Origin of the sequence: Paenibacillus ottowii (assembly GCF_050516475.1) — a bacterium.
Taxonomy (GTDB): domain Bacteria; phylum Bacillota; class Bacilli; order Paenibacillales; family Paenibacillaceae; genus Paenibacillus; species Paenibacillus ottowii.
The window spans coordinates 2097587-2114092 of sequence record NZ_CP191577.1; the positions used below are offsets into that span (position 1 = coordinate 2097587).

The following is a 16506-nucleotide window of genomic DNA, read 5'->3' on the forward strand; positions in this document are numbered from 1 at the left end:
GAGTAGGGGTATGGATGTTGAATATTTAATTTCCATTATCGAACAATATGGTTATGCAGCATTATTCTTCTGTCTATGGCTGGGAATTGTGGGTCTGCCCATTCCAGACGAAGTTATAGTGATGACTGGCGGGGCCGTAACAAGCATGGGAATCCTTCATCCGTTACCCGCTTTTTTAATTGTATATCTTGGGGTTGTATCTGGTCTGTCCTTAGGTTATGTGTTGGGGAGAAACTTGGGTACACCCATTTTGGATCGTTTGCGTCGGAAGAAAAAAATGGACAAGTACATTACATTTTCAGAAAATTTAGTACATAAGTATGGAAAATTCACTATATGTATCAGCTATTTGCTGCCGGTCGTTCGCCACATTGTTCCTTATATTGTGGGGATCAATAGGATGAGTTTCAAGCGTTATGCCCTCTTTTCTTATTCAACGGGCTTGATTTGGACGCTGATCTTCTTTTTGCTCGGACGTCTCTTTGGCAATCATGTACAAGAAGCGGGAGATTTGATTCATCGTTATGGCATACAGATGGCATTGCTTGTCACCGTGCTGGTAATCATATTTTTGATAATGAAATTTGTATGGGGGAAGAAAACAAAAGAGGAGTAAAAGTTGAATATATTCGGTATGTTCATAAATCTTTAAAGTTACATACGTAACACTTATACTGGTTAAGAACTCATAATAATTTTCAACTTCTAAGGTATATCTTTTGAAAAAACAAAAAACGCCTAGAAACAGGCGTTTTCATTTTTGTCCTTTTTAGCAATACTATCCATATGATATACTATAGACTAACAACAGAATGGCTTAGATGGGCGGTCGGCTAGTCTCCTGTAAAGGAGGTGATGCCTGTGGAGATTAAAGATACGCTGATGTTGATGATTCAATTTGCAACGTTAGTGATCTTGATTATTTCCTTCAACAAAAAGAAATAGACCGCCCTCTGGAAAAGGAATGCGGTCATATTTCGATGACTAAAACTTTGAACAGCCACCGCCCTTATAAGCGGCTGTTGTAAAAGAGTGAGGATGTTGGTAGCATCCTTACTCTTTTTTAGTATATACCTATTGGCTATAGTTTATCACAAGAAAAACCATATTGCCAATATGGAAAAGCCTTTTAAGGGCGGCCTTCACATCACGTTACTTCTTTAATTGAAGCAGCTTAACCAGCTTGTCATGAATGGCCGTATTCGGGTAATTCCCACTAAATTGAGAGGAGCCTGGACCCATGGCAGTCAATGCCACATCTACTCCGGTGTGTCCTTTTGTCGTCCAATCAATATAGAACGTTTCGTTCGTACCATGAATGGTGAAAGGACCGTCTTCATTGGTTGTACCATCGTCGGCTTCATCTTTTGCATCCTTACCTTCAATCGCCAAACCGCCTGTCTCATGGTCTGCCGTCACTAACACCAATGTATCTGGATGCGCTTTGGCATAGTCCTTAGCTACTTTGACTGCCTTATCCAGCTGTTGTCCAGCTTTAATGGTTAATTCACCTTCATTATCATGCGCCATCTCATCCGTTCCTTCTTCCTCTACCATCAGGAAAAAGCCTTTTTTGTTTTTGGATAGAACATCAAGCGCTTTGGCTGTCATATCTGGCAAAGAAACCGTTGGGTTGTAAGAATTGCCTAGTTTGTTGTGAGCTTGAAACATTTCTTCATTGGCGAACAGCCCTAGCAGTTTAGAGCCTTTGGCTGCTTTCATTTCCGCCTGATCTGTCACATAGCTATAACCCAACTTCTTTGCTTGCTCCACCAAATTTCCTTGTGTCCCTTTACTAGCTTCCTCAGGATCTTCTGCCGGTGCATCCGGGTGTTTACCTGCTGTTCCTGCAGGGTACCAAAAATCCTCACCCCCGCCCAGGATCACGTCCAGCTTGCTTTTCTCAAGATACTGCTTGGCAATCTCGCTTTGCGCAGAGCGTTTTTCTACATGCGCACCAAAGGCCGCACCCGTTGCGTCAGTCACTTGGCTTGTCGTTACTACTCCTGTAGACATACCTGCTTTTTTAGCCAGCTCCATAATGGTTGTCACTGGTTTTTTATTTAAATCCACCCCGATCGCGCCGTTATACGTTTTGACACCTGTTGCAATGGCCGTCGCAGCGGCGGCAGAATCTGTAACTAGGTTGTCTCCTGAACTCGTGCTAACCAGACCCGTTACAGGCATCTTATCCATTTCAAGTAATCCCGACTTTCCAACCGTTGCCAAGCGAATCGCGTTGCGACTGGCTTCACCCATACCATCACCGATAAAGAGGATGACGTTTTTAGGAGTGTCCGCTTTAACTGATGCAGACTTCTGTGCCTTCGACTCTGCAACAGTGGACTTCGTAGAAGTCGAGGCTGCAAAAGCTTTAGGGATATCGGCAGATAATAAGGGTACAGTCAAAACGGTAACAGCACTTAACGCAAGGATACTCTTTTTCATGGAACGCTTTTTCACAAGGTCACACTCCAATAAATTTAATATATATATGATAAATTCATCATATATTTGTTTTGTAAAAAGTCGTAAAGCAATAGATTTTATGAATGTAAAAATTGGAGTGGTCGCCTATTTTTTTATAACACATAAAAAGGCATCGACTTGGGTATACCAAAAGTCGATGCCTGCTGGTGTTTATATTAAATGGCGGCGATATTTTTGCCGATGGGCATGGTGTAGTACAACGGTTTTTGCTGTCCATTCTGCTGGTAGACTACAAGCAACAGTGTGCGGCCTTCGGCAGTTAATGGGCTACCGCCACTCAGGATATGATCCAGACTGAACGGCAGCACATCAAGTACAGCGTGCTTTTGCAGTTCCTTTTCACCCAGCTTCAAGGAAGCAAAGGCTGGGACCATCTCGCGGTATGGCTGCGGCTGTTGGCTAGCCACATCCGTTTCACCTGTGCTTTCCTTACCCACATCTGCCATCGCAGGTGACAACAGCGCGTCCGGATGCTGAAGAACCATTTTCATATAGCTGGACCAATCGTCTTTCTCCAAGGTATGTTCCCACCAGATTTTACGCGGCTTATATTTATGGTTTAGGAAATAATCAAGCTTCATCAGCCCAAGCACCATATCCATTCGCTGGGTTCCCCGCGATTCTAGAAAAGACTGGAGACGCGTAAATAAGTCTTCGAGCTGATGTCCGATTTTTTGCCAGCCCTGTCCTTCCCAGTAGTCTCCGAATTCCTGAAAGAAGTCAAAGGCGGACGAGAATTCACGTTCAATCAGGTAGTTCACCGTATGGTCCATGCGATGAGAATTCCAGTATTTTTCCAATACGTCTTCCAAGCGTTTGAGCCGTACGATATCAGCAAAGGAAAGGACGTCATTGCTCAACATTTCATACGGTGCAACATCCATATACGTATAGTTGTACTTATCGGCGTCCAGGCGTAAGCCTGTACCACGCAGCATTTTGAGGAAGCCCAGCTGAAGCTCTTCCGGCCCGAGCGCAAAAACGTCATTAAACGTTTTACGGAATGTGTTGTAGTCCTCTAATGGCAATCCGGCGATCAGATCCAGATGCTGGTCGATTTTGCCGCTTTGCTTGACCTTTGTAACAGTGCGGGAAAGCTTGGTAAAGTTCTGGCGGCGCTTAACCAGCTCATTGGTGGGATCATTCGTTGACTGAACACCGATCTCAAAGCGAAACACTCCCGGCGGCGCGTTCTCCGCCAAATAATCCAACACCTCGGGACGCATAATATCTGCTGTAATTTCAAACTGGAAGACACAGCCACGGTGATTTTCAATCAAAAACTTGAACATTTCCAGCGCATAATCGCGTTTGATATTAAATGTTCGGTCCACAAATTTAATCAATTTGGCCCCGTTGTCTATCAGATACAGAATATCCGACTTGGTGCGCTCAATATCGTAATAACGTACCCCGACCTCAATGCTGGACAGACAAAATTGGCAACTGAACGGACAGCCCCGGCTCGTTTCAAAATAGACAACCCTTTTCCCAAGTTCCGGGATATCCTCCGCAAAACGATAGGGCGACGGCAGCTCGTTCAAGTCCGCTTTTGGACGACCAGGCATGATAATGACCTCTTCGCCTTTACGGTAAGCCAGTCCATATACAAAATGGAACTTACGGTCCCCCTCCAGCTCCTGCAGCAGTTGATGGAAGGTCTCTTCTCCTTCACCAACAACAATAAAATCCACATTCGCCAAGCGCTTCATCCAGTGCTCTGTATCGTAAGATACCTCCGGACCACCCAAAACGATTTTGACCTCAGGCATAATCTTTTTCAATACATCAATGACTTTAATCGTCTCTTCAATGTTCCAAATATAACAGGAAAAACCGATAACATCTGCCCCTCGTTGAAACAGATCGGATACGATGTTCATCACCGGGTCCTTAATCGTATACTCCGCCAGCTCGATATCAAAATCCTTTTCACTGTAGGCTTTGAGGCATCGGATGGCCAACGAGGTATGAATATATTTAGCATTTAATGTTGATAAAATGACTTTCATAGGTCACAACCTTCTATAAGTTTGCATGGGAATCGTATATCTTTAGTATAGCTATTCAAAATCCTCGTACACATCGTCTGCAAAAATCTCATCCTCGCTTACCATTCCTCCGGTATTCCCCTGATTTTGGAAGAAATCAAGAAACGGCTTGCCGTACTTGCGGAATTTCACTTCACCAACACCCTTGATCCGCAGCATGTCTGCCTCGGATTGTGGATTCGCTACGCTCATTTCTCGCAGCGTGGCATCATTGAAGATGATATAAGACGGTACATGCTCCTGAGCGGCCAGATCGCGGCGGATCAGGCGCAGTTGCTCAAACACAGTTTCGTTGACCGCGGCAGGATAGGTGTCGCGTCCCTTTCGTCCGCGTGAACCTGCTCCACCAGCAAAAGCAGTGGCATGTCGTACCACACGCTGCATGACTTTCCGCTGACCTCTCAGCACTTCAGCAGCAAGCTGTTGCAAGCGTACGACCGGATATTGCCCCTCCGACAGCATCAGATAGCCTTCCGACACAAGAACATTGATAATTTCAGCAATTTCTTTTTCTGTGCGGTTGCCCATCACACCGTAGGTTGGCAGGCTGTCAAAACCATACTGCAGCACTTTTTTGTTACGCGAGCCTTTCAACACCGAGGCCACCATCGAAACCCCATATCGTTCCCGCATTCGATGAATGCACGAAAAAATCTTTTGCGCATCTATGGTCATATCCACCAGTTCCCGCTCATCTGTGCACGAACTGCATATGCCGCAGGCTTCATGCTCCTCTGCTTCTCCGAAGTACTCCAGCTGTGCCGAACGTAAGCAGCGAGTTGTGTAACAATAGTCAACCATCTGCTGGAGCTTGCGGTAGTCGTTGCGCTTGCGGTCTTCATCCTGAGGGTTTTGCTCAATCAGGAACTTCTGGGTCACAATATCTTGCGGTCCGAACAGCAAAATACATTGACTCGGGTCGCCATCACGTCCTGCGCGTCCCGCTTCTTGTACATACGCCTCCATATTTTTAGGCATATTGTAATGAATGACATAGCGTACGTTTGATTTATCTATCCCCATACCAAAGGCATTGGTAGCGACAATGACACGGATATCGTCGTACAGAAAACCTTCCTGGCTATCTGCACGTTCCTGATCTGTCATTCCTGCATGATAACGTCCTGCTGCCATGCCAGCGTCACACAGACGTTGATATAAATCGTCCACGTCTTTACGTGTCGCCGCATAAATAATGCCTGATTCACCTTCATGCTCGCGAGTATAGTTCAGTAAAAAACTGCGTTTGTCTTCTCCACGCAGCACACTGAACGCCAGGTTCGGTCTTCCAAGCCCCGTAACGAACGTCTCTGGTGAACGGAGACGAAGCAGGCGTACAATGTCATCCATAACCTGCGGTGTAGCCGTTGCCGTAAACGCCGCTACGATTGGACGTTCATACAGCCCGTCCACGAATGGAGCCACAGCTAGGTAGCTTGTCCGAAAATCATGTCCCCATTGGGATACACAGTGAGCCTCATCTACTGCAACGCAGGAAATCGGTAATTGAGCCATCTCATCTCGGAACCAATCCAGCTCCAATCGTTCAGGAGCGACATACAACAACTTCAAATCCCCGTTGCGTGCGGCGCGTATGCGGTCATTGACCTCTCGACCGCTCAACGTGCTATTAATGTAGGCAGCTGCAATCCCCATCGTGGTCAGCGCATCTACCTGGTCCTTCATTAACGAAATGAGTGGTGACACAACAATTGTCAGCCCCTCATGCAACAATGCAGGAATCTGGTAGCATATCGATTTTCCGCCACCTGTCGGCATGATGCCCAGCGTATCGTTGCCTTCCAGCATACTGGCCACAATTTTCTTTTGTCCCTCCCGGAAATCGGGATAGCCATAAAATTTTTGCAGCAAGTCCTGCGCCCGTTCCAATGTTGGTGCTTGTACACTCATAGTTTCAAAACTCCTCATATTTCTAGCGTCCTTGACGCCTATCGGCTTTTCTTTCGTTACCTTATAGTTTACCGGGGTTAAGGGTAATGTTCAACCGCTGGAAGCCTGGAATCCGGTTTAGTCTCTTATGGCATTCGCTGTTTTCTCATGATATAGTGAACACGGTGCCGCAAATTGGTCCACAAGTATGAAGAGACACGGCTCCAAGAAGGAGAAAGAACCCATGAATAATCGGAAACCCCAACGGAAAAATCATACAAAATCAACACCAAACACAAGTCCTTCCAGACGAAACCACAAACCTGCCGGAAAATCTGGCTCCAATAGACCGGAAGCTCAACGGAGAACCCATACTTCGGATAAAGCCCCTGCCAAAACATACATCGTTCAAGAGCCTGCCGAGCTATTGAGCTTTTTAGTTGAGCATGTGACTGGCATGGGCCGTAATTCCATTAAATCTGCACTGGCTCGCGGACAAGTTTCCGTCAATGGTACTCCTCGTACTGTGCATAATTTTCCGCTGGAGCAAGGACAGACGGTCACGCTCTCCAAGGAAAAAGTAGCTCCTGTGGTGCCACTAACCGGGCTGCGTATTTTGCATGAGGACGAAGCTATTATTGTTATCCATAAAGATGCCGGGCTGCTTTCCGTTGCTTCAGCACAGGAGCAGGAAGTCACAGCGTATCGCCAGCTTACAGCCCACGTGCGACGCGAGCATCCGTACAATCGTATTTTTGTATTACATCGTTTGGATCGTGATACATCAGGAGTGATGATGTTTGCAAAAAGCGAAGCCATACAGCAGGAAATGCAACAAGCATGGAAGGAAGTTGTGTATGAACGAACATACATTGCTCTCGTAGAAGGCCAGGTTAAAAAAGCGGAGGGCACAATCACCTCATGGCTGAAAGAAAGTAAGACGCTGAAAATGTACTCCAGTCCTTATCCGAATGACGGACAGCACGCAGTCACTCATTACAAGCGGCTTCAGGCTAATCGGCATTTTTCTTTGCTAGAGGTACGTTTGGAGACCGGACGCAAAAATCAAATCCGCGTGCATATGGAGGATATCGGTCATCCAATTGTTGGAGATAAAAAATACGGTTCCAAGAGCAAGTCGATCGGCCGTCTTGGTCTGCATGCACAGGTATTGTCGTTTATTCATCCCGTCACTGGAGTATTGCTGCGTTTTGAATCCGACATTCCTAAATCGTTTCTGAATCCGTTTCGGGAGTAGACTGAAGTAAAGCACACGAGGATGAGAATAAAAATACAAGAAAAAGATTAGGGGGCGTCCAAAGACAACCCCCTTTTTTTATGGGTTAAGCGGTATACGTCCGAACACCATCAGCCATTTTCATCAACTCATCCCATATATAGATAGGCGTATGGCACACCGGACATTCTAGCCGACCGTTTAAGTAGGGTAACTGGGCAAGAAGCAATTTCTCATCTATTTTTTGAGCATATTCGTGCAACCACTCTATATTTGCAACTCTATGGTCCAATGAACGGGGGCGGATCGGATAGGGGATTAGATTGCTTGAATTTACAGGGTCTTTATCATAGACAACGAGAATCTCACTCCGTTCATCAGGCCAAATATAGAGCGGGGTACCGCAATGTGGACAATCCAGCATATATTCGTCACCTGTATCAAAGGTTTGCAGCATATAGGCTACGCAATGATACCCCTTGAAGGCAGCAGCAGCAGCGAGAACATAGCGTTTGCCGACATCTCCTTCGTGATCTTTCGCATAGAGCACCATTTCTTCCGTCAATTCTGCAAGCCGTACGATAGCACTTTGATATTGCACGTAAATATATTCTGCCAGGTTAGAATCGACTTCCACCTGATCCCTTGCAAATTCTAATGGAATTTTGGTATGTAAGGGATTATTATTTTTCGCTTCAAATATTCCGCAAATGTTATATATATCTGCCCGAATTCCTATATCAGAACTTTTTAGCGCAATGTCTACTAGATAAGGTACAGCCGCGAATGTACAAGTGTACAACGTATTTTGGTGATATAGTTCCTCCCAATACAAGGTGTCAGCTATTTCGCCATCATATCCGGCTTGGAGCTGTTTTAACATTTCTGGGACGTATTGAGAAGAACCGTAGGGGCCTTGGAGCAGAGTCCAGACCGGATCGGACAAAGCCAGCATCTTGATACTCCTTCCACCATTTTCTTACAGTAACATGAAATAGGTTTATAAAATGAGTTTGCGATCAAAAATTCATTTAACTTCATAATTCTTAGCTTGTTACGTTTATTTCATTATACGCATATCAGTAGCTGAAGTTGCTTTTCTCGTTTTACGCAATGTACAAAGTCACTATTTTTGAGGGTCTATAATCATATTCGGTTAAGATTTGAGCATTATGAAGATAAGATACATTTAATTCAGGAATTACGAACCTTAATCTTCTGTTACATTACGAACCCACTGTCAATTTCGTTCCTTTCCTGTATACATAGTCCACATTATAAGCTCTGTTACTAAAAAATTGCTGAGTAAGAAATAAAGTATATTAACGTTAAATTCCCATACATGTAAAATCGAGAGGATCTCAAGTGACGCTGCCTGTTTTTAATGATGTCAAACGGGTAAGATATACATATTCAAGTCTTTATTTTGTCCGTTACAGAGCGGATTGTATGAATCGGTATATGAAGAGGCGTGTTGGGAATATTACGTATGAATACTGCGACTATAAGGGGAAATAGCCTATGACCATAACACCGGAACAGCGGATTACCCTGCACGGATTTAACAATTTGACCAAATCATTGAGCTTCAATATGTACGATATTTGTTACACCAAAACGAAAGAGGAACGCGAGGCCTATATCGAATATATTGATGAACAATATAACTCGGATCGACTGACAGCTATTTTGAAAAATGTGTCTGATATAATCGGCGCCCATGTGCTCAATGTTGCCCAACAGGACTATGTCCCTCAAGGAGCGAGCGTGACGGTACTTATATCAGAAGGGCCTATTGTGGAGGTTCCGACTGAATCGTATGCAGAGTCACCAGGCCCCCTACCTGAGTCTGTCGTGATCCAACTGGATAAAAGTCATATTACGGTTCACACCTACCCTGAATACCATCCAGACGAAGGAATCAGCACGTTTCGTGCAGATATTGATGTTTCTACCTGTGGGGAAATCTCCCCGCTCAAGGCACTTCACTATTTGACTTATTCTTTTGACACGGACATTATGACGATTGATTACCGGGTACGCGGCTTTACACGTGATACGAATGGTCATAAGCTTTTTATCGACCATGATATTGCCTCGATTCAAAACTATATTCCCGACGAAGTACGCAATCAGTATGACATGATCGACGTGAACGTGTATCAGGAAAATATTTTCCATACCAAATGCAAGCTAAAGCAATTTGATCTGGACAACTATCTGTTTGGCTACACGAAGGAAAGTCTGAGTGAACAAGAGCAACAGAATATATCCGCACGACTTAAAATCGAAATGGACGAAATTTACTACGGCAAAAATATGACGTAAACAAAAAGCGGACCATTTCGTTGAACAAAGGACGATTGCTTGGACTGAAATTCAGCCCAGCTCTCGTCCTTTTTGGCTAGAAAAATTTAGAGATTACTCAGCTTGATCTGTACAAGTGGAAGAATGTTCACTATGATAGGGAAAGAAACCACTAATTTTAACTATCATCCAGATTTTAGACTTGCCCCTAATTGTAAGCGCAATCAATTGATCTCACTATTTTGTTATGAAAGACAAAGGAGGAATTTGTATGCAAGGCGGTATTGGCGGTAAAAATATTATTTTGCGATTGGAAATTTCCACCGAGCACATCCAGTTTGGTCAATTGATTACATTGGTAAACGAACATGGCGGAGATGTCATTGCCATTGACGTCATCCGCACCTCTGAGAAGGCCACTGTGAGAGATATTACAGTCACCATTGCTGATCCAGCAGAAATCGACCGAATGATCGCCCGGATTAAAAAAGCACAAGGTGTAAAGGTACTGTCCATCTCTGATCGCACCTTCCTCTTACATCTCGGGGGCAAGATTGAAATGCAGCCCAAGGTCCCGATTCAAAACCGCGACGACTTATCCAGAGTGTACACTCCTGATGTGGCGCGCGTATGCATGGCCATTCATGAGGAGCAGGACAAGGCCTTCCGACTAACGATCAAGCGCAACACCGTCGCTGTCGTCTCTGACGGAAGCGCTGTCCTCGGACTCGGCAACATCGGTCCGTATGCAGCCATGCCGGTTATGGAAGGCAAAGCCATGCTGTTCAAGCAGCTCGGGTCTGTCGATGCTTTCCCGATCTGCCTGGATACGCAGGACACCGAAGAAATCATTAAGGCTATTAAGCAACTGGCTCCAGCCTTTGGCGGTATTAATCTGGAGGATATTTCATCACCACGCTGTTTTGAAATCGAGCAGCGGTTACGTGATGAGCTCGACATCCCTGTTTTTCATGACGATCAGCACGGCACAGCTGTCGTTTTGTACGCAGGGCTGATTAATGCGCTCAAGGTGGTCGGCAAATCTCTGTCTGATGTCAAAATTGTTGTCTGTGGTATCGGGGCTGCTGGTGTGGCCTGTACCAAAATTTTGCTATCGGCAGGAGCAGTCAACATCATTGGTGTAGACCGACACGGTGCACTTACAGCCGATGAAACATATGAGCATCCGATGTGGAATTGGTATGCACAGCATACTAACCCTGAACGGCTGTCAGGCACGCTATCGGAGGTTCTAAAAGACGCGGATGTGTTTATCGGTCTGTCGGCAGGTGGAATACTGCAACGAGAAGATGTAAAGCGTATGAAGGAAGCGCCTGTCCTGTTCACCATGGCTAACCCGGTTCCGGAAATTAATCCGGAGGACGTCGAGGACATTGCAGGGGTCATCGCCACTGGGCGTTCGGACTATCCAAACCAGATTAACAATGTATTGTGCTTCCCTGGTATATTCCGAGCAGCACTGGACTGCCGCGCCCGTGAAATTAACGAAGAGATGAAGCTGGCGGCCGCAGAAGCCATCGCAGGCACTATCCGTCCCGATGAATTAAACAAACTGTATATCATCCCGGGTGTATTTAACGAAGGTGCGGTACAACAGGTACGTAAAAAGGTGATTCAAGCCGCGATTGCGAGCGGTACAGCCAGAAGAGTGCCTAGAGATTTCAGATAAAAGAAAAGGATTGCTCCCGTAAAGCGGGTGCAATCCTTTTGTATTGAAACATACAGTTGTATTTGGGTTACCTTTCACAGCGGTTATGATCTCCATCTAGAAAACAATTGACTGGCACGCTGGGCAAACTCCTCCAGGTTGATGCTGGAGTTGTCCAGCTTATAATACCATTTTTTAATCGTATCCAAAATCCATGAGGGAACCTTAACCTCGGAAAAACTGGAATACAGCGTATGGTATGCCCACACCAAATGCTCCCACCGCTTGTCATCGCCTTCTTTTACATATTCAGATACGTCCAATACCTTAGCGCGTCCGTCTTGCATGAGTACATTTTTGAGATGAATATCACGAGGATTCAGCCCCTTGGACCTGACAAATTCCCTCGCCTCTTCCACGTCCAGAATGACCTGCTCCGGCACCGGAATTCCTTGCAGCAGGCAATCCAGCAACGTTATACCGGATTCGTAACTAATGACAATGTACTTATCGCCTTTTCCATAATAGTGAGGAAAAAAGTCAGACCCTCGCAAACGCTCATACACATCGGCCTCTGCATCTTTTTTCTCGATCGCCATGTCTGAATACACCTTGAACGCGTAGCCTGGCAACGTATCGAGCGTAAATACGGCCGCATCTGTCCCAATGCCAATACAGCGAACGCCTGGGGTGGCTGTTTTAATGGTAACTGGATCATTATCTTCCGTACTATATACGGTTACTTGACTTATGATGTCGTCTGCCTGTCTCCATTGTTCTACCATGTGCGATCCCTCCTTCTCTGTTCTACTAATTTCAAATGAAGTTAGATATATAACAGATGAATAGTATTACGGACCAGCTTTTGAAATAGCTTCAAAAAAGGTTGGATTCTTTTAAAAAACATGGTATGTACCGATCTAATGTAAGTCCGGCAGGAGCAGCCTTCTTAACTCTGCGTAGCTAGCCGCTGTTTTATAGACCCCTGCCACGTCAGATTCCGGAGTAGCGTTCCTGTGATTGAACCAAATTACCTGCCAATTGGCAGCGATAGCTCCCGCTACATCATTGCGCCAGGAATCCCCAATGTAGCAGCAATGCTCTGGTAAAGTTCCTGTGCGTTCGTTTACTACTTCGAAAATGCGCGGATCAGGCTTGGCATAACCAACCGTCCCAGACACAAAAATATGCTCTGCAGCAACATGATTTTCCAATGTCATAGCTTTAATTTTACTCATCTGGTGTTCTTCAAGACCGTTCGTAATCAAACCAACCAAATAGCCAGCTGAGCTCAATTGATCGATTAACGAGGTAGCCCCCTCAAAAGACTCAATTCGGTACTGACGATCCAAGTATTCTTGTTGGACCTGAACTGCCTGCTCACGGGTAAGATCTACCCCAAATTCTTGTAATGCCAGAATAAAACGACCTTCCCTCATATCATCCAGTTCATTCGCTCCTGCCTTCCCCTCCAATAGTCCTCCTTTAGCTGACAGTAAATCGCTATAATAGCGAATACGGTGGTAGGCTTCATCATAAGGAAAATGCTCACTCAACCCTAATACCGTACGCAATGCATCACGTGTAGGGTGCAAATGATCGTACATCGTATCATCCACATCAAAAAAGACTGCCTTCTTTTGCAAGTTCATATTACCCACTTCTTTCTGTTCATTCTTTGGATGAGGCTCCTCTTTACCTGTCCTGATATTATACCCGTTGACCTATTACGTTGCACCCCGTCCTTACTGAGCTGTAGCCCGCATTCACACTTCACAGGTGATAACATACACTGAAAAAACAGTCATTTTCGCAGGCTCGCTTTACTTCTCTGCTGCGCTAACATAGGTATCTTGTCCTGGGTTGAACGTAAGCGTTTTATTTGACAACACACGGGTAAAAGGTCACATTTTTGAAAATATTCGTCATACAGGTTTACATTTCGTGTAAAATCACGTACCTTTTAGGGATGAACGCTTTACAGATGTACTTGAAAAAGGGAGGTATATGCAATGGATTCCGGTTCTAACCTAGCCTATGGATCAGCCATACCTTTGATTGAGGCACTTATAGAGTTTGAACAGGAGCTTGAAGCGAACCGGCATTCTCTGAGTTTTGATTTGGGATTGATTATGGAACAGGGCCGCGCTCCGCGATATATGGCTACACCGCCTGATGTTATTCCTTTTGCACATGCTGGGGTGGACGGGATACATTATGGCTTTTTAACCGATTTTGGTCTTGAAAAGGACCTTTCACAGGCTCCGATTGTATGCGTTTCTCCCGTCGATTGGACAGGGGTATGGGTGGTTGCCCGCCATTTGCAGGATTTTCTAAGCGTGGTTTATACAGAAAACAGTTCATTAAAACGGTACTACGCCAGTGGAGCTGATTATTCTGGACATGCTGGTCAGCGTCCTGCGCAGGCTGTAGATGAACGTATTGTATTTGTACGCGAATGCTTTCGTGAACGCTTTGGCATTCTCCCCATTCAAGATATGGCTGCCTATATCGACAGCTTGCGAACAGAACGAAAGCAAAATGAAGTTGCTCCTACGTTGAATGGATTGGGTATTCAGGCATCTTCTTCGACGAAGCACAACTCTTCTATTGAAAGCAACTTCTTGAACGTTACGGAGCCATTCCTTTGGGAACAACAAGGTGAAGCTGTACGTGAGTTGTTCCGCAGCGGTTCGCGTGAAGCCAGACTTGCGTTTATCCGGGACGCTCAGACACGGCATCTGTTCACCCATTCAGCTCTTCGTGCTTTTGTAACAGGACAGCTTAAGTTAATGGGCTTGTCTGAGGTCGCAACATACCTAGAAGAGTCCTACTATACCGTTATTCCCGATACGATAGAATCTTGATAAATTCCCTCGATTCGCCCCATCTAACCGCCTCTGAAAAGGCGGCTTTTTGTGCTACAATAAATGAAAACAACAGGGTCCAACGACCCGGGACGCATGAAAGAGAGCGAGCATGAATAATCATTCCTATCCTACTCCTGAAATCATTGAGGTTTGTCTGCTAGCTGGCAAACTGATGATGCAAAATGGAGCCGAGACCTATCGTGTTGAAGACACGATGTCCCGCATTGCTTCGGCCTATGGCATACCCGAGTCCCATAGCTATGTAACGCCAACTGGAATTTTTTTTGCCATCAATGATTCGGAACCTGCCAAGCTCATCCGGATTGTAGAGCGAACCACAGATTTGCACAAGGTAACAGAGGTCAATTCTATTTCACGTAAAATCAGCACAGGCGCCTTGTCTCCCAGCGCAGCCGTAAAAGAGCTTTCGGAAATTGAACGTGGACCCCTCCGTTATTCCAGTCGTGTACAGCTGATCGCTGCGGCGCTGGCCAGCGGTTGCTTTATGATCATGTTTGGTGGAGTCTGGCAAGATTTCCCCTCAGCTGTGTTGTGCGGCGGTATCGGATTTGCAGCCTTACAATATTTTCACAGACTCGTTAAGGTTAAGTTTTTCTCAGAATTTTCTGCATCTTTTCTAATCGGCTTGCTGGCGGCTCTGTTAGTGATCGTCGGCTGGGGACAGATGATGGATAAAATTATTATTGGCTCCGTCATGCCTCTGGTGCCGGGCTTATTAATTACAAATGCTCTTCGGGATTTAATGTCCGGGCACCTCGTCTCAGGGCTTTCCAAAGGCGCAGATGCTTGCCTGACGTCTTTTGCCATTGGGGCTGGTGTTGCAGTTATCATTTCTTATATGTAATTTGGAGGAGATTCAAGCTTATGCTTGCACAATTATTCACAAGCTTTATTGCTACCGCTGCTTTCGGTATACTGTTCCATGCCCCCAAACGCTCGCTGCTGCAATGTGGTTTTGTCGGTATGCTGGGCTGGCTCGTCTATTATTCAACCACGAATAGCATGGGACCTGTGACCGCCAGCCTTTTAGCCACGATCCTTATCGGCATTGTCAGTCAAGGTTTTGCCAGACTGTACAAAATGCCTGTGATTATTTTCAGCGTGGCAGGCATGATCCCCCTCGTGCCAGGAGGAATGGCCTATAATGCCATGCGCCAATTCGTACAACAACATTATCCTCAGGCACTGGAGCTGGCTATAAACACACTGATGATCGCAGGGGCGATAGCAGTTGGTTTGGTGATGTCTGAGGTGCTTAATCAAATTTTTCACAGCATTCGTTTTAAACCTCGGCGTTCAAGACGGAGTAATGGCTAGTAAAAAAGGCTGGTCCCAAATCGCTACACTGGCAGTGTATGAGACGATGTTGGAGACAGCCTTTTTCTGCAGCTCAATATTAATTTACTCGCTTACCCAATATAGCCAAATCTCGCTCTATGCTGTCCAGTACAGCCACACGCGGATAATACCCCCACTGCTCGAAGCCAAATTTCCGCAGCAGCGCAATACTCGGCTCATTATGACCAAACACAAAACCCAACAACGTTGTAATTCCCAATCTAGGGCATTCATCTAGCAAGTGCTGTACCAGGCGGCTTCCAGTTCCGGTTCCACGAGCATCCTCATGGACATAAATGCTAATTTCCGCTGTACTGTTATAAGCTGGACGTCCATAAAAGGACTGAAGGCTGGCCCACCCGGCAATAGTCCCCTTTTGTCTGAGTACCCACAAAGGGCGGTGATTTTCCTCATGAGCCTCAAACCACGGAATACGGCTCTCCACTGTCACCGGCTCCAGGTCTGCCGTGACCATTCGTCCTGCAATCGTGGAATTATAAATATCCACAATATCGGGAAGATCCTCTCTGCATGCAATTTCAATGGTAAAAGATTGATCCTTGTTCATTATCGTATCTTCCCCCCCTGTTGTAGTGATTTATTTATTGTACAGGACAAGCGCCCGAACAGCCA

The 16506-nt window shown here is 45.6% G+C and carries 15 protein-coding genes; 8 read left to right on the top strand and 7 right to left on the bottom strand.

What is annotated here, in order from left to right:
* Nucleotides 1-10 precede the first annotated feature (10 nt).
* Both ACQQ6X_RS10035 and ACQQ6X_RS10040 read left to right on the top strand, forming a co-directional pair.
* A complete protein-coding gene (locus ACQQ6X_RS10035; protein WP_305165203.1) occupies nucleotides 11-616 on the top strand; it encodes a DedA family protein in 606 nt (201 codons plus the stop codon).
* Between the two features lie 239 nt (nucleotides 617-855).
* Nucleotides 856-945: a putative holin-like toxin gene (locus ACQQ6X_RS10040; protein WP_369425852.1), complete on the top strand. Its 90-nt coding sequence runs from the start codon at nucleotides 856-858 to the stop codon at nucleotides 943-945.
* Nucleotides 946-1152: 207 nt separating this feature from the next.
* Here ACQQ6X_RS10040 and ACQQ6X_RS10045 read toward each other — a convergent pair whose 3' ends face one another.
* The 3 genes from ACQQ6X_RS10045 to recQ form a co-directional block, all read right to left on the bottom strand.
* Complete coding sequence (locus ACQQ6X_RS10045) at nucleotides 1153-2463, bottom strand: alkaline phosphatase (RefSeq protein WP_305165204.1); 1311 nt, start codon at nucleotides 2461-2463, stop codon at nucleotides 1153-1155.
* A 182-nt stretch (nucleotides 2464-2645) separates the two neighbouring features.
* A complete protein-coding gene (locus tag ACQQ6X_RS10050) occupies nucleotides 2646-4502 on the bottom strand; it encodes a B12-binding domain-containing radical SAM protein (protein WP_305165205.1) in 1857 nt (618 codons plus the stop codon).
* 51 nt (nucleotides 4503-4553) lie between these two features.
* A complete protein-coding gene (gene recQ, locus ACQQ6X_RS10055; RefSeq protein ID WP_149035850.1) occupies nucleotides 4554-6452 on the bottom strand; it encodes a DNA helicase RecQ in 1899 nt (632 codons plus the stop codon).
* 223 nt (nucleotides 6453-6675) lie between these two features.
* On the opposite strand from recQ, the gene ACQQ6X_RS10060 reads away from it, so the two are divergent.
* The gene (locus tag ACQQ6X_RS10060; RefSeq protein ID WP_305165206.1) at nucleotides 6676-7689 is read left to right on the top strand and encodes an RluA family pseudouridine synthase; all 1014 of its coding nucleotides are present in this window, start codon (nucleotides 6676-6678) and stop codon (nucleotides 7687-7689) included.
* An 85-nt stretch (nucleotides 7690-7774) separates the two neighbouring features.
* Here the strand turns inward: ACQQ6X_RS10060 and ACQQ6X_RS10065 are convergent, their stop codons facing one another.
* Nucleotides 7775-8623 (bottom strand): hypothetical protein, encoded by an 849-nt coding sequence (locus ACQQ6X_RS10065; protein ID WP_305165207.1) that lies wholly within the window; start codon nucleotides 8621-8623, stop codon nucleotides 7775-7777.
* Between the two features lie 566 nt (nucleotides 8624-9189).
* Between ACQQ6X_RS10065 and speD the strand changes: the two genes are divergently transcribed.
* On the top strand, nucleotides 9190-9996 hold the full coding sequence (speD, locus tag ACQQ6X_RS10070; RefSeq protein WP_305165208.1) for an adenosylmethionine decarboxylase: 807 nt from the start codon (nucleotides 9190-9192) through the stop codon (nucleotides 9994-9996).
* Between the two features lie 250 nt (nucleotides 9997-10246).
* A complete protein-coding gene (locus tag ACQQ6X_RS10075) occupies nucleotides 10247-11665 on the top strand; it encodes an NAD-dependent malic enzyme (RefSeq protein ID WP_142611748.1) in 1419 nt (472 codons plus the stop codon).
* Between the two features lie 83 nt (nucleotides 11666-11748).
* On the opposite strand, the gene ACQQ6X_RS10080 is transcribed toward ACQQ6X_RS10075, so the two are convergent.
* Nucleotides 11749-12429 carry a hypothetical protein gene (locus ACQQ6X_RS10080; protein ID WP_063208225.1) on the bottom strand — a complete coding sequence of 227 codons (681 nt, stop codon included), beginning with the start codon at nucleotides 12427-12429 and terminating at the stop codon, nucleotides 11749-11751.
* A 135-nt stretch (nucleotides 12430-12564) separates the two neighbouring features.
* Nucleotides 12565-13296 (bottom strand): HAD family hydrolase, encoded by a 732-nt coding sequence (locus tag ACQQ6X_RS10085; protein WP_305165209.1) that lies wholly within the window; start codon nucleotides 13294-13296, stop codon nucleotides 12565-12567.
* 360 nt (nucleotides 13297-13656) lie between these two features.
* Here ACQQ6X_RS10085 and ACQQ6X_RS10090 point away from each other — a divergent pair, with 360 nt between their 5' ends.
* The 3 genes from ACQQ6X_RS10090 to ACQQ6X_RS10100 all read left to right on the top strand — a co-directional run bounded on the left by ACQQ6X_RS10090 (nucleotide 13657) and on the right by ACQQ6X_RS10100 (nucleotide 15852).
* On the top strand, nucleotides 13657-14511 hold the full coding sequence (locus tag ACQQ6X_RS10090; protein WP_305165210.1) for a hypothetical protein: 855 nt from the start codon (nucleotides 13657-13659) through the stop codon (nucleotides 14509-14511).
* 112 nt (nucleotides 14512-14623) lie between these two features.
* A complete protein-coding gene (locus ACQQ6X_RS10095) occupies nucleotides 14624-15379 on the top strand; it encodes a threonine/serine exporter family protein (protein WP_305165211.1) in 756 nt (251 codons plus the stop codon).
* Between the two features lie 20 nt (nucleotides 15380-15399).
* Complete coding sequence (locus ACQQ6X_RS10100) at nucleotides 15400-15852, top strand: threonine/serine exporter family protein (RefSeq protein ID WP_305165212.1); 453 nt, start codon at nucleotides 15400-15402, stop codon at nucleotides 15850-15852.
* Between the two features lie 79 nt (nucleotides 15853-15931).
* Here the strand turns inward: ACQQ6X_RS10100 and ACQQ6X_RS10105 are convergent, their stop codons facing one another.
* Nucleotides 15932-16441, bottom strand: a complete 510-nt coding sequence (locus tag ACQQ6X_RS10105) for a GNAT family N-acetyltransferase (RefSeq protein ID WP_305165213.1) — start codon at nucleotides 16439-16441, stop codon at nucleotides 15932-15934.
* Between the last annotated feature and the right edge of the window lie 65 nt (nucleotides 16442-16506).

Bases quoted from the DNA above. Each gene is read 5' to 3' on its own strand.
- ACQQ6X_RS10035 (WP_305165203.1), top strand. From the start codon at position 11: ATGGATGTTGAATATTTAATTTCCATTATCGAACAATATGGTTATGCA.
- ACQQ6X_RS10040 (WP_369425852.1), top strand. From the start codon at position 856: ATGCCTGTGGAGATTAAAGATACGCTGATGTTGATGATTCAATTTGCA.
- ACQQ6X_RS10050 (WP_305165205.1), bottom strand. From the start codon at position 4,502: ATGAAAGTCATTTTATCAACATTAAATGCTAAATATATTCATACCTCG.
- recQ (WP_149035850.1), bottom strand. From the start codon at position 6,452: ATGAGTGTACAAGCACCAACATTGGAACGGGCGCAGGACTTGCTGCAA.
- ACQQ6X_RS10060 (WP_305165206.1), top strand. From the start codon at position 6,676: ATGAATAATCGGAAACCCCAACGGAAAAATCATACAAAATCAACACCA.
- ACQQ6X_RS10065 (WP_305165207.1), bottom strand. From the start codon at position 8,623: ATGCTGGCTTTGTCCGATCCGGTCTGGACTCTGCTCCAAGGCCCCTAC.
- speD (WP_305165208.1), top strand. From the start codon at position 9,190: ATGACCATAACACCGGAACAGCGGATTACCCTGCACGGATTTAACAAT.
- ACQQ6X_RS10075 (WP_142611748.1), top strand. From the start codon at position 10,247: ATGCAAGGCGGTATTGGCGGTAAAAATATTATTTTGCGATTGGAAATT.
- ACQQ6X_RS10080 (WP_063208225.1), bottom strand. From the start codon at position 12,429: ATGGTAGAACAATGGAGACAGGCAGACGACATCATAAGTCAAGTAACC.
- ACQQ6X_RS10085 (WP_305165209.1), bottom strand. From the start codon at position 13,296: ATGAACTTGCAAAAGAAGGCAGTCTTTTTTGATGTGGATGATACGATG.
- ACQQ6X_RS10090 (WP_305165210.1), top strand. From the start codon at position 13,657: ATGGATTCCGGTTCTAACCTAGCCTATGGATCAGCCATACCTTTGATT.
- ACQQ6X_RS10095 (WP_305165211.1), top strand. From the start codon at position 14,624: ATGAATAATCATTCCTATCCTACTCCTGAAATCATTGAGGTTTGTCTG.
- ACQQ6X_RS10100 (WP_305165212.1), top strand. From the start codon at position 15,400: ATGCTTGCACAATTATTCACAAGCTTTATTGCTACCGCTGCTTTCGGT.
- ACQQ6X_RS10105 (WP_305165213.1), bottom strand. From the start codon at position 16,441: ATGAACAAGGATCAATCTTTTACCATTGAAATTGCATGCAGAGAGGAT.